Genomic DNA, 12438 nt, shown 5'->3' with positions numbered 1-12438 from the left:
CTACCTTGCGCACGGGCTCTCCCCACCGACTCCGTGACAGAAAGGCCCGTGATGGCAAGAGACTTCTTACGCCGTGCGCTCACCCGACTGGTCGTCGTCGCCGGAGCCGGGGCGCTGGCCGTCGGTCTGACCGCCCCGGCGGCCACCGCCCGGCCCGTGCCGGAACCGGGGAAGGACCGGCACGGCGTCGCCCGGTACTTCAGCGGCCCGGAGGGGTTCGCCATCCCCACGGAGCCCTGCGACCCGGCCGGCCCGTCGGCCACCGACGGTGTCCTCGCCGACCAGCTCAACCCGCAGCTGAACGCGAAGATGGCCGGCTACCTCGACGCGTACAAGATGTCCTGTGCGCGGATGGTGACGCAGGCGGTGAAGGACCGCGGGCTCAACGAGAAGGCCGCGGCCATCGCGCTCGCCACGATCATCGTGGAGAGCAGCATGAACAACTACTCCCAGGCCGTCGACTACACCAGCGTCGGGCTGTTCCAGCAGCAGGACTGGTGGGGCACCAAGGAGCAGCGTCTCGACCCGGTCTACGCGACCAACGCCTTCCTGGACGCGATGGAGAGCCAGTATCCGGGCGGTTCGTGGAACGACGAGGCGATCGGCGAGGTCTGCTGGCACGTCCAGCGGCCTCGGGAGGACCTGCGCTACCTGTACGGAGTCCAGGCGGGCGACGCGGTGACCATCGCCAACGCGCTGTGGTCCGGCATGAGCGCCGGACCCCGGCACCCGTACGGCTCGGGCCGGGTGGTGTCCGGCCGGTCCGCCGACGGACGTCTGGAGGCCTTCGCCGCAGGCGCCGACGGCGTCTGGCACGCCTGGCAGACCGCGGTGAACGGCGCTTGGTCCACATGGCGGTTCGAGGGCGGCCCGCGCAACGCGCAGCTGGCGGTCGCGTCCAACGCGGACGGCCGCCTGGAGCTGTTCGCGCTCTCGGCGAGCACCTTCGACCACATGTGGCAGACCGGGCCGAGCGCGGGCTGGTCCGCCTGGGCGAACTTCGGCGGCGGCGGACACCGGCTGGCGGCCGGCAGCAACGCCGACGGCCGTATCGAGGTGTTCGCCTCCAACGCCGACGGCGTGTTCCACCGCTGGCAGACCGCGCCCAGCGGCGGCTGGGCGAACTGGGAGGGCACCGGCGGCGGTCCGGCGAACGCCCGCCTGGCCGTCGAGAACGCGCCCGACGGGCGCCTTGAGGTGTTCGCGCTGTCGGACGCGACGTTCGGACACCTGTACCAGACCGCGGTCAACGGCGGCTGGTCCGCCTGGGAGGACTTCGGCGGCGGCGGGCACGACGTCGCCGTCAGCTACGACCAGGACGGCCGCCTTGAGGTGTTCGCCTCCAACGCGAGCGGTGTCTTCCACCGCTGGCAGACGAACCCGACCTCCTGGTCGGCGTGGACCGGCACCGGCGGGATCTCGAACGCCGAGCTGACCACCTCGCGTTCGGTCGACGGCCGGGTCGAGGTCTTCGCGATCAACTCCGCCACCGCGAGCCACGCCTGGCAGACCGGCCCGAACGCCGCGTACTCCGGCTGGGAGACCTTCGGCGGCGGAGGCACCGAGATCGGCGCGGGCAACAACGCCGACGGCCGCGTCGAGGTGTTCGGCACCAGCCACGCCGGCGTCTACCACCGGTGGCAGACCGGCTTCACCACGTGGGCGGAATGGGGCTGGCTGAACGATTCCGGGCCGGCGATCGACTAGGACCCGAGCCCTTCGGCGGCCGGACCTCCGCGCTGCGGGGGTTCGGACGGGGGCCGGGGGCATCGCGGCAGTGCCGGACGGTCCTTCGTGCGTACGGCGGGCAGCCAGGCCGCCGGGTACGCGGAGCCGTGCGGCAGCCGGACGCGGAACCAGACGGTGGACTGCAGGTCCTCCTCGTCGATGACGGGCTGTCCGTCGGGCAGCCGGCACTCGGCGGTGAGGACGTCGCCGTGCCACACCCGGGTCGGTACGACGTTGCCCGCGGCATACGGTCGCTGGGGGTCGATCGCCAGGCCCAGGCTGCACTGCGGGTCCCTGTCCGTCCGGTCCTGGCAGCCCCGCTCCGCGTTGAAGACCCTGACCGCGCCGGGACGATGACCGGACGCGCTCTCCGGTACGGCGTCCGACCACAGGGTCGCCCCGGCGGTCCCGCAGAGCGCGGCGGCGAGGACGGCCGCCCGGACCCGGCCCCGCGGCCGCATGGCGTGCTCCTCGCCGCCGCCGTCCGTCCCCTCCCGCGCCTCGATGCGGGCCAGCAGGCTCTCCGCCGTGTGCGGGGCGCGCGCCGCATGCGTCGGGGCCAGGCAGTCGGCGGCGAGGGCCCGCCAGAACGGCGGCACCACGGGGTCCATGCGCAGCGGCGCGCGCCCCTCGCCGTACTCCTGCACGGCGGCGCCCCGCGCCACGGGTGTGGCGCCGGGGAACGGTGAGGCGCCCGAGGCGAACACCTCGTGGACGACGACCCCCAGCGCCCAGATGTCGGCACTCGGCCGGACCTGCACGCCGAGCTCCCCGAGCGGCGCCCGCCAGCGCTCCGGCGGGAGGTAGTCCAGGGTGCCCATGGGCGGCACGTACCCGTGCGTCCCGGTCAGCTCCGTGGCGAGGCCGAAGTCCGAGAGCTTCACCGAACCGTCCCGGCCGAGGAGGACGTTCTCCGGCTTGAGGTCGGCGTGCACCCAGCCCGAGCGGTGCAGATGGGCCAGGCCCTCGCAGATCCCGGCGATCAGCCGGCCGCGATCGGCCTCGGAGACCCCCGCGTCGAGGAGCTCGCGCAGACTCCCGGCGGCCCGCTCCATGACCAGCACGATCGCCCCGTCCACGGCGGGCCGCTCCGGGGCGGCGAGGACGAAGGACTCCCGCAGACCGATCAGCCGGGGATGCCCGGCCCTGCGCCCGAGTTCGACCTCGCGCCGGGCGGACTCGACGATCCTGCGCGCCTGCCGCGGCGCGAGACCGGCGATGGGCATGATCTTGAGGGCGACCTCGGCGGGCTCGGGTGCCCGGGGTTCGCCCTCGTGGCGAGGACCGGCGGGCCGTGCCGCGTACACCGTGGACCAGCCCCCGGACCCGATCAGCTCGGTGACCACCCAGTCGCCCACCCGGTGGCCGGGCGCCAGCAGTTCCGTACGGTCGAGTCCCGTGGTGTCGTGCGGGCCCTGCGACGCCGTCATCGCGCCCTCTGCCGCTCCCGCCCGCCGCCCCCCGCCAGGGACGGCAGCAGCCCGAGATGCTCCTCCCGCACCAGACCGAACCGCAGCGCGAGCCCGACGATCTCCTCCCGCTTGCCGTTGCGGCGGTCGCCCTTGCCCGGCTCCTGGGCGTCGAGGACTCCGATGCGCAGCTTCTCCTCGGCGAGGTAGTCGATGTGCGAGCTGATCGCCCGCGCGGTCAGCGTGCCGCCGGTGACGTGCCCCCTGAGCCGCTCGACGATCTGCGGCGTGGTGGGGACCGCCACGCGGGACTGGTCGCGCAGCCGGGGCTCGCAGAGCGCGACGAGCACGAGGAAGTACGTGGCCGACTCGTCCAGGGAGTACGCGGTGACCGTACGGCTGCCCCAGGGCGCGCCCATCGCGTCCGGGTCCAGGTAGACGTGGTCGGGCGCGAACACCTGGAAGGAGACGGCGAGTTCGCCGCGGGTGGGCAGCACCACGCGGGAGAACTCGAACGGGACGGGCGCCCCGACTCGCCGCGGCGGGACCCTCAGGTACTCGCCCGCCCCCTCGGGGTTCTCCACCAGGTAGCTGTGGGTGGTGCTGTGGTTCGTCAGCTGCCAGTGGTCGTCGGTCGCGCGGATCTCCCCGGCGAGCCGGGAGATCGCCGCGTCGGCGAGGCGGAGCTCGACCGGGGTCGTCGCGGATCCCCGCCCGAAGCGGGCGACCTGGCCGGGGCCGAGACGCAGCGTGACCGCGTCCCCGCCCGGTTCGCCGCCGTCGGCGCCGCCGCTTCCCCGCGGCAGATGGACGACTACGCCGCTCACCGCTCCCCCTCTTCGTCCCGTCAGCGGTTGTCGGACGAGCGGAACGATACTCACCAGTCAGGAGAGTTCACCGGCGCGCTTCGGCCACTTCGGCCGGGACCGACCGCGCCGGCCGCCGACCCCCTCGGTCGGTCCTGGAGGTTTCGTGGTCGTCGCAACATCACAGCCCAGAAGCTCGGGGGACCTTGAGATCGGAGGGAGTCGCGAGGTGGACGCATTCGGCAAGGTGGGGTAGGTCACGATGCCCGGAGGGGGCCCGGAGGGGGAGTAAGGGGCGATCCGGGAGGTTCGTCAGGCGATCGAACGTCTCCTCGGCACCCCTTACTTGGCGCAATCCGTACGGAGCGCAGCGCGGTCCGCACTCAGAGTGCGGGACTGCCCGACACGAGAGGTGCGACCGGACGGTCACCGAAGGCCGTCCACGGCCGCCACCCGCCGCTCGGCCGGTCCTGGACGCGGGTCCGCATCCGGCCCTCGGCGGTGACGGCGAAGACGTGGATCCGCCCGGTGGCGTCGAGGGCGACCGAGGGCGTGGCCGCGAGTACGGTCCCGGGCTCGCCGAACTCCCCGCCCGGATCCCAGCTCCCGCCCGGCGTCACCTGCCAGCGGTGGCCGAGCCGGGCACCGCCGGGAGACAGGGAGAACGCCTCCAGACGGCCGTCGGCGTTCACGGCGAGCGCCGGGGCGGCGGCGCTCCAGCCGAACAGCGGCTGCCAGTCGTCCCAGCCGCCGCTCGGCACGGTCTGCCGCCGGAAGAACGTCCCCGCGCCGGACGGTCCGATCGCGGTCACGGTGAGCCGGCCGCTGCCGTCCCGGGCCACCCGCGGCGCCGTGCCGGCCGCGCTGCCGAAGGGGTACCAGGCGCCGGTCCAGGCGCCACCGGGGGACTCCTGCCACCGGTGGCGGACCCCGGAGCCGCCGACCGCGAGGACGAACACCTCAAGCCGGCCGTCGGCGTTGGCCGCCACCGCCGGTGGGGCGCCCGCGGCCCCGCCGAAGCCCGGCTCCCACGCATCCCAGGCCGCCGACCCCGGTGAGCGCTGCCGTCGCCGCGCGAAGGAGGCGGCGCCGGGGCTCGACACGAAGACCTCCAGGCGGCCCGCGGCGTCGCGGGCGACGGCGGGAGCCGCACCCGCCGGGCCGCCGAACTCCTCCCAGTCGTCCCAGCCGCCGTCCGGCCGCTGCACCCGGTGGTGCAGGTTGACACCACCCGGGGCCAGCGAGAACACCTCCAGGCGACCGTCGCTGTTGCGCCCCAGGGTGGGAACAGCGCCGGCCGGACCTCCGAAGGTCTCCCACTCCGACCAGGTGTCGCTGTTCGCGTCGAGCTGGACGCGCCGCAGCATCGCGCGGCCGGCGGCGTCGAGCGCGAACACCGTGAGCCGGCCGGCCACGTCGAGCCCCGCCACCGGGTTGTCCGGGCTCTGCCAGGGTGGGGGAGTGTCCCGCCACTCCAGGGGCGCGACGTACAGGCCCTGTCCGAACCAGCCCGCCGCGCTCGCGTACCACGCGTCCCCGTCGGCGAACACCTCCACCGCGTGACCGGGGACATGCCCGGCGGGGCCGGTGAGGTCGAAGCGGAAGGGGTCGCGGGAGGCGAGCACGTCGGTGCCCGCGTAGCCGCCTCGCGGCCCGATGAACAGGTAGTACCAGCCGTCCCGTTCGACGACGTACGGCGATTCGGTGACCGAGACGGTCGTGTCCGTGCTCGCGTCGGTGAACGCGACGCCCGGCTCGCTCCAGCGCACCAGATCGGCGGACCGCCGGTAGGCCACGACATGGTGTCCACCGGGGCCGGACAGCTCGGTGTAGTACATGACCCACTCGCCGCCGACCCGCAGGACCATCGGGTCGCGGGCGGCGATCCCCCGGAAGAGCGGCCCGGACGGCTCGCGGGTCCAGGTGAACAGGTCGGTGGAGGTCGCGAGGTTGACGGCGGCCCCGTCCGTGCCGCCCGCGGCGTAGAACATCCAGTACCGGCCGCCCGCCTCGACGACGTGCGGCGCCCACAGGTGCTCCTCGCCGAAGTACGACGGTGTGACGGTGAGCGCGTCGGGGTGCGTGGTCCACGGGCCCTGCGGGGTCGGCGCGGAGGCATGGGCGAAGGAGGTCTCCGCCGAGCTGTCCGGGGCCTCGCCGCGCGGCGCGCTGGTCCCGACGATGCTGAACAGATGCCAGCGGTCCTGGGCCCGGATCAGCGTGTGGTCGTTGAGGTAGCGCGGCCCGGCGGGGGTGGACGGGTCGTAGACGTGGGCGAACGGTCCCGCGCCGATCCACCGGGCGGGCGGGACGGCCCCGCCCGTCGCGGCGACGGCGCGGGCGGCCGCGCCCGGCACCGCGAGCCCGGCGGCGCCGCGCAGCAGGTTCCGTCTGCTGAGGGGAAGCATGAAGATCTCCAGGGGAACCGCGGGGGGGGGGGGGGGGGGGGGGGGGGGGGGGGGGGGGGGGGGGGGGGGGGGGGGGGGGGGGGGGGGGGGAGAGGGGGTGGTCCTAAAAAACGGGGGAAAACACGGGCGGGGGGGGGGGTGGGGGGGAAAAAAAGGGGGGGGAACCCCCCCCCGTTCCCGAGCCAACACCCCCCCCGGGGGGGGGGAGGACAACCCACCCCCCCCCCCCCCCGCGAGGGCTCGGCCGGCCGCGGGTCGGACGGGTGGCGGCGGTCGGGGGATCGGACCTTGAGGGTCGGCGGGTGGGGGAGCCGACCTCGGGGCCGGCGGGTGAGGGATCAGGCCCTGGGGCCGGCTGGTGGGGATCACACTTTGGGGGTCGGCTGGTGGGGATCACGCCTTGGGGGTCGGCTGGTGAGGGTGCAGACCCTGGGGGTCGGCTGGTGAGGGTGCACACCTCGGGGGTCGGCTGGGGTGTGGATCAGCCGAGGCCGGGGCCCGCGGTGCTGTTCACCCAGCCCCACGGCGACCAGGCCGAGAAGCCGGTCTGCCAGATGTGGAACGTGCCGGTGGGGTTGGTGCCGAAGACCTCGATCCGGCCGTCGGCGTTGGAGGCCGCGGTGACCTCGGTGCCGCCCCCGCCGAAGGGCTCCCAGGGGTGGTAGGGCGCGTTCACCCCGGTCTGCCAGGCGTGTACGGCCGTGTCGCCGTTCATGGCGAAGACCTCGACGCGGCCGTCGGCCGTGCGCTCACTGCTGAGCTGCGAGTCCGCCGGGCCGCCGGTGCCTTCCCAGCCCGACCAACTGCTCGGACCCGTCTGGTACTTGTGGAAGACCCCGACCGGGCCGGAGGCGAAGACCTCGATGCGCCCGTCGGCGTTGTGGTCGACCGTGAGGTCGTGACCGCCGCCGCCGAAGTCGCCCCAAGCGGACCAGCCGCCGTTCGGGTCCGTCTGGTACTGGTGCTGGAACGTGCTGCCGTTGAGCGCGAAGACCTCCAGGCGCCCGTCGGGCGACTTCTCCATCTCGATGCGGCTGTCGGCGGGCCCGCCGCCCGTCGGTTCCCAGGCCGACCAGCCGCCGTTCGGCGTCAGCTGGTACCGGTGGAACACGCCGACCGGGCCGGAGGCGAAGACCTCGATGCGGCCGTCGGCGTTCACGCCGGCCGCGATGTCGCGACCGCCGCCGCCGAAGTCCTCCCAGTCGGACCAGGAGCCCGACGGGGAGAGCTGGTAGCGGTGCCGGAAGACGCTCCCGTCGATGGCGAACATCTCCAGGCGGCCGTCCTCGTTCGGAGCGATCGCCAGCTGGGCGTTCGCGGGCCCGCCGAGCCGCTCCCACTCCGACCAGTCGCGGTTCGCCTCCCGCTGCCAGGCGTGGTGGACGCCGTCCGCTCCGGCGGCGAACACCTCCAGGCGCCCGTCCGCCGACCGCGCCGCCACCACCCGGCCCGACTCCGCCGGGTACACGAGCGCCTTGGGGCGCGGACCGCTGCCCGGGATGCACGGCAGCACCACGCCGCCCTCCGCGAGGTAGACCTCGGGGTCGATGCCGTACGAGTACGACAGGTCCCCCCAGATCCGCAGGTGGACGTGGGGGCCGTCCGCGTTGCCCTCGGCTCCCATGAGGGCGATCCGCTGGCCGGCGACGACGTGGTCGCCGACCTCGACGTCCCGCTGGTACATGTGCCCGTACTCGGAGGTCTTCCCGTCCGGGTGCTGGATGCGGATCCACTGGCCGTAGTCACCGGTGTAGCCGGAGATGGTCACCACGCCGTCGCCCACCGCGTAGATCGGCGTACCGACGTCGTTGGCGATGTCGACGCCGTTGTGGCCCGGGTGGAACGGCTGGCTCACGAAGCCGGCGGCCGGGCACGCGGAGGCGGAGCCGGTGGTCCCGGCCTCGGCCGGGGTCGTGGCGAGCAGCGCCGGCAGCAGCGCGACCGCCGCGGTGAGGAGCCGGCGCAGCGCGCGCCGGGAAGGTCGGGGACGCATCGGGTCACGCCTTGCGGAGCCGGTCGATGACGCCGTCGATGTCGCGCTGCATCATGTCGTGGCGGATGAAGTGGCCGCCGGGCAGCTCGTACCACTCGTGCGGGATCCCCGCGTTGCCGAGGAGCGAGCGGAACTCCCGCTGCCCGGCGAGGACCTGGGTCTCGTTGGCCGTGTCGAACCAGTTGATCGGGTCGGGGCTGGTGCCGGCGACGAGGAACACCCGCTTGTTGCGGTAGCTCTCGATCCGCTGCACCGGGTTGTCCGCGCTGACCCGGGCCTCGTCCCAGAACGGCACGCCGTAGATCGTGCCGCCGTTCAGGTCGAGCGCCGCGGAGCTCGCGTTGGCCCAGTGGCCCACGAGGCCGTTGTCCCGGCGCAGGCTGGCCGGACCGGAGTGGGCGCTCACCGAGGCGAAGTGGCCGTAGTACTTGGCGGCGTACTTCAGGGCGCCGAAGCCGCCCATCGAGAAGCCGGACACGGCACGGCCGTCGTACTCGGCGAACGTACGGAAGTTCGCGTCGATCCACGGGATCAGCTGGGAGATGTGGAACTGCTCCCAGTTCCGCGGGCCGACGTTGGAGCTCACCGGGTTGGAGTACCAGCCCGCGTGCCCGCCGTCGGGCATGACGACGATGATCGGCCGGCCCGCGGTCCAGTCGCGGACGCCCTCGCGGTCGAAGGTGATGAAGTCCTGGTCCGTGCCGCCGCCGTGGAAGAGGTAGAGCACCGGGTAGGTGCGCCCGCTCCAGTGGTAGTCGTCGGGCAGGAGCACGTTGACGCCGGGGTTCCAGCCGATGGCGCCCGTCTGGAAGCGGTAGTACCACATGCGCGCGTCGGTCTCGTTGCGGTCCACGATCCGCAGCCCGAAGCCGTCCCCGACGGCGGCGGCGGGCGCCGCCGAGGCCAGGACGCCCGCACCGCCCACGGCGATCGCGGCCGAGAGTCCTCCGGCGGCTTTGAGGATGTTCCGACGGGTGGGGTTCTTCGCGCTCAACGTGACCTCCGGGTCGAAGCGGGACGACGGTCCGGAACGTAGCAACGGCGTCGCGCCGGGGGACCCCGGAAGATTGCGGACTGACAGGCGCCCGGGCGTGGGCTACGGCGTTCCTCCGCGGCACCGGGTCGATCACGGTGACGAGCACGACGGCGACCGTGACGCCCTCTGGTCACGTCCGTGAAGGTCGACCTGAACACGGCCGCCGGTACGGCCGTGAAGTCCGTGGCGGGCACGGTCACCGGCGTGGAGCTGGACGGCGTGGACGGCAAGCCGGTCTGGAAGGTCGACATCATCGACGCCAAGGGCGCCGAGCACGAGGTCACCGTCAACGCCGTCGACGGCAAGGTCACGGCGGACAAGCCGGGCGACGACCGCGACGGCGGCGGCCACGACGCCGACGACCACGACGAGGACTGAGACCGGCCTCAGGGGCGTGCGAGCGGGGCGCTCACGGTCGTCAGCGGGTGCCCTCGCCGAGGGTGGCCATGATCTCGTCGACGACGTGCGCGAAGAGCGGCTCGGGGTCGGTCAGGGCGAAGTCGAGGTGGCCGAAGGCTTCCACGGCCACCGTGCCGAAGAGACGGGCCCAGCAGGCGACGAAGACGTAGATGATCTCCAGCGGTACGGGCTCGCCCGCCAAGTGCTCCCGCACTTCCTCCAGTTGGGTGATCCACGCGGGGTCGAGGTCCTCGGGCGGTGTGATGCCGCCGCGCCGCCAGAGCTGGACCATGAGCTCCAGGACGACGCCGCCGAAGCGCCAGCCGGCGTCGTGGGCGGGCTGGTCCGGGTCGGTGCCGGCCTCGGTGAGCGGCTTGGCGAAGAGCAGGCCGAACTCCCGGGGGTGGGCAAGGGCCCACCGGCGCAGTTCCGCGCACACGGCACGCATCCGCGGCCCCGGGGCGTCCCCGGGCTGCCGGTCGCGCGCCGTCGCCAGGGCGGCGGCGAGCTCGTCGTACAGATGCGAGGCCAGCGCCTGGATCAGGTCCTGGTGGTTCGCGTAGTAGCGGTACAGGCCCGGCGCCGTCATCCCCATCTCGCGGGCGATCGCGCGCAGGGTGACGGCGGTCTGACCCTGCTCGACGAGCAGGCGGCGCGCGGTGCGCCGGATCTCGTCGAGCGCCTGTTCGCGGACCCGGTGGCGCCGGGTGGGCGGGGGAGTGTCCGAGCGGGTCACGGTGGCCTTTCACGGTGGGCCGGGGCGGGGCGGGAGTGCGGCAACGGGCTTGCCGCGGTCCCCGCTTGACAAAGTTAACACGTATCACTTTAGCTCTCCCCGAAAGTAAACGGTGTTAGCAATTGCTGTCGCCGTCCTTGCGCCGAACCGGGGGATCCTTTGAAGTACGGCATCGTGCTGACCTATCGCGTCACTCCGCGCTGGCTGGCCCTGTCCCGCCAGGAGCGGAACGCCCTGCGCGCCACCCATCTCGACCCGCTCTTCGCCGCGTTCGCGCCCCGGGTGACGGCCCGCTTCTTCGACGCGGAGGCCTTCCACGGCCGGGTGACCGACTTCGCGGTCCTGGAGACGGAAGACCTGCGGGCCTACTACTTCCTCGTCGAGGCACTGCGCGACACACCGCTGATCAGCGAGGGCTACCTGGAGTTCGGCGAGATCTTCCTCGGCGTCGAGGACGGCTTCCAGGCGTACGAGCACACCGTCGCCGCCGTGGCGCCGCAGACGGACTCGGCGGACCAGGTCGACTCGGCGGACCGGGGCGACGCGGCGGATCGGGTCGGCTCGGCGGTTCAGGTCGGCTCGGCGGTCCGGGTCGGCTCGGCGGTCCAGGCGTGAAGCTCCTTCCCCGCCAAGCCCGTTGGCCGCTCCACCTGCTGCGGGCGAGCGCCGTGCTCGTCCTGCTCGACACCCTCGTGCAGGCGGCCCTGGCCGGTCTGTTCGTCACCGGCGACCTCGACCTCCTCGCCTGGCACGCGGCGAACGCGGAACTCCTCGGCGCCCTGGCCGCGCTCCAGGCCCTTTGCGTGAGGGCGGCTCGCTCCCCGGGATCGTCGTGGCCGACCGACCTCGGCACGTACGTCATGGACAGCAGCGGGCACGTTCCCGGCGTCAGCGATTGGTCGCCGACCGCCCGGCACTGGCTCGCGTTCTGGAACGGGAACGACGGCGCCGGCCGCCACCGCATCCTCATGCGTGCGGGAGCCCAGCCCCAAGGACCGTGGACCGAACCGGTCGTCGTGTGCGACGTCAGGGACGGGTACGGCAGCTTCATCCACCAGACCGGACGCGACCACACGCAGCACACGTTCGGCGACGCCGACGACACCTGGGGCGACGTCTACGGCCCGTACCAGTTCGAGCGCTACACCCGCCGCGAAGGGACGAACCTACGGGTGTACTTCAGATGTCGGTCTGGAACCCCCACCAGTCCATGCTGATGAGAACCGAACTGCCGCTGCTCACCTTCGCGTTCTCCCTCCGCTCCGCGAGCCGCGAGGCCGCCGCGGCCGGGCAGGCGCGGCTCCTCGGCGCGCGGGCCGACTCGCTCTCCCTGGACTTGGCGACCGTCCTCGCGGACGAGGCCCTGCACCACCACGTGACCGGATACGGCCTCCTGTGGGGCGGCGAAGACCCGGTCGAGGCCGGCGCCGAACTCACCCGACTGCGCGAGGCCGCCGCCGGAGCCCGGCTGGCCGACGAGGTCGTGGCCGGGCTGCCAACCGTCCCTGGGCCGAGCGGCTGTCCCAACTGCTGACGCTGATGGAGCGCCTCGCCGGGACAATCGGCCAACCCGGGATGGTGACCCACGGCCTCCCCCCGGAGGATCCGCACGCACCCGAACTGGAGTCCCTGGCCGCTTCGACCCGCACCTCCGTCGATCGGGTCCGGGACGCCCTGACCGCAATGCCGTGACCTGCGCCGCCGCGGCCGGGCGTGGCTCGGGCCGCAGCCGCTCGCCCCGCTGACGACCTGGCTCTTCTTGGGGCTGGGCCCGTTCAGCTGCTCCTCGACGTACTCTGTTTTGTTTCAACTACCTGTGAGCGTCGGGAGGTTATGGCGCCCCCACTCGCAAGGCCCGGCAGCTCGTGCCCATACTGGAACGAGGGCTTGAGCTGACTACCCGTACGGGGGCCTCCGTCCCCC

Annotated in this window: 11 protein-coding genes; 5 read left to right on the top strand and 6 right to left on the bottom strand. The window is 73.4% G+C overall.

Annotated elements, in window-relative coordinates; all coding sequences use genetic code 11:
* The first annotated feature begins 51 nt into the window (after positions 1-51).
* Positions 52-1707: a PLL family lectin gene (locus ACZ7HT_RS11120; protein ID WP_471162952.1), complete on the top strand. Its 1656-nt coding sequence runs from the start codon at positions 52-54 to the stop codon at positions 1705-1707.
* Here ACZ7HT_RS11120 and ACZ7HT_RS11115 read toward each other — a convergent pair.
* From ACZ7HT_RS11115 to ACZ7HT_RS11095, 5 genes are all read right to left on the bottom strand, one after another.
* Positions 1704-3158 carry a serine/threonine-protein kinase gene (locus tag ACZ7HT_RS11115; RefSeq protein ID WP_471162949.1) on the bottom strand — a complete coding sequence of 485 codons (1455 nt, stop codon included), beginning with the start codon at positions 3156-3158 and terminating at the stop codon, positions 1704-1706. The genes ACZ7HT_RS11120 and ACZ7HT_RS11115 overlap by 4 nt on opposite strands.
* The gene (locus ACZ7HT_RS11110) at positions 3155-3964 is read right to left on the bottom strand and encodes a serine/threonine protein kinase (RefSeq protein WP_471162946.1); all 810 of its coding nucleotides are present in this window, start codon (positions 3962-3964) and stop codon (positions 3155-3157) included. The genes ACZ7HT_RS11115 and ACZ7HT_RS11110 overlap by 4 nt, the downstream gene beginning before the upstream one ends.
* A gap of 362 nt (positions 3965-4326) precedes the next feature.
* The gene (locus ACZ7HT_RS11105; protein ID WP_471162943.1) at positions 4327-6351 is read right to left on the bottom strand and encodes a DUF8189 domain-containing protein; all 2025 of its coding nucleotides are present in this window, start codon (positions 6349-6351) and stop codon (positions 4327-4329) included.
* 481 nt (positions 6352-6832) lie between these two features.
* On the bottom strand, positions 6833-8344 hold the full coding sequence (locus ACZ7HT_RS11100) for a DUF8189 domain-containing protein (protein ID WP_471162940.1): 1512 nt from the start codon (positions 8342-8344) through the stop codon (positions 6833-6835).
* A gap of 4 nt (positions 8345-8348) precedes the next feature.
* Complete coding sequence (locus ACZ7HT_RS11095) at positions 8349-9338, bottom strand: alpha/beta hydrolase-fold protein (RefSeq protein ID WP_471162938.1); 990 nt, start codon at positions 9336-9338, stop codon at positions 8349-8351.
* A gap of 180 nt (positions 9339-9518) precedes the next feature.
* Here ACZ7HT_RS11095 and ACZ7HT_RS11090 point away from each other — a divergent pair, with 180 nt between their 5' ends.
* Positions 9519-9758 (top strand): PepSY domain-containing protein, encoded by a 240-nt coding sequence (locus ACZ7HT_RS11090; RefSeq protein ID WP_471162935.1) that lies wholly within the window; start codon positions 9519-9521, stop codon positions 9756-9758.
* Between the two features lie 40 nt (positions 9759-9798).
* Here the strand turns inward: ACZ7HT_RS11090 and ACZ7HT_RS11085 are convergent, their stop codons facing one another.
* The gene (locus tag ACZ7HT_RS11085) at positions 9799-10515 is read right to left on the bottom strand and encodes a TetR/AcrR family transcriptional regulator (RefSeq protein WP_471162933.1); all 717 of its coding nucleotides are present in this window, start codon (positions 10513-10515) and stop codon (positions 9799-9801) included.
* 174 nt (positions 10516-10689) lie between these two features.
* On the opposite strand from ACZ7HT_RS11085, the gene ACZ7HT_RS11080 reads away from it, so the two are divergent.
* Genes ACZ7HT_RS11080 through ACZ7HT_RS11070 form a run of 3 tightly spaced genes read left to right on the top strand, consistent with a single transcriptional unit; the run spans position 10690 to position 12049 of the window.
* Positions 10690-11130, top strand: coding sequence for a darcynin family protein (locus tag ACZ7HT_RS11080; RefSeq protein WP_471162930.1), 441 nt, complete (start codon positions 10690-10692; stop codon positions 11128-11130).
* Positions 11127-11732 (top strand): hypothetical protein, encoded by a 606-nt coding sequence (locus ACZ7HT_RS11075; RefSeq protein WP_471162928.1) that lies wholly within the window; start codon positions 11127-11129, stop codon positions 11730-11732. Before ACZ7HT_RS11080 ends, ACZ7HT_RS11075 begins: the two co-directional genes overlap by 4 nt.
* Positions 11726-12049 carry a hypothetical protein gene (locus tag ACZ7HT_RS11070; RefSeq protein ID WP_471162925.1) on the top strand — a complete coding sequence of 108 codons (324 nt, stop codon included), beginning with the start codon at positions 11726-11728 and terminating at the stop codon, positions 12047-12049. The genes ACZ7HT_RS11075 and ACZ7HT_RS11070 overlap by 7 nt, the downstream gene beginning before the upstream one ends.
* The last annotated feature ends 389 nt before the right edge of the window (positions 12050-12438 follow it).

The organism is Streptomyces sp. NPDC037410 (assembly GCF_055602235.1).
This window is presented reverse-complemented; position numbering and strand designations above follow the sequence as displayed.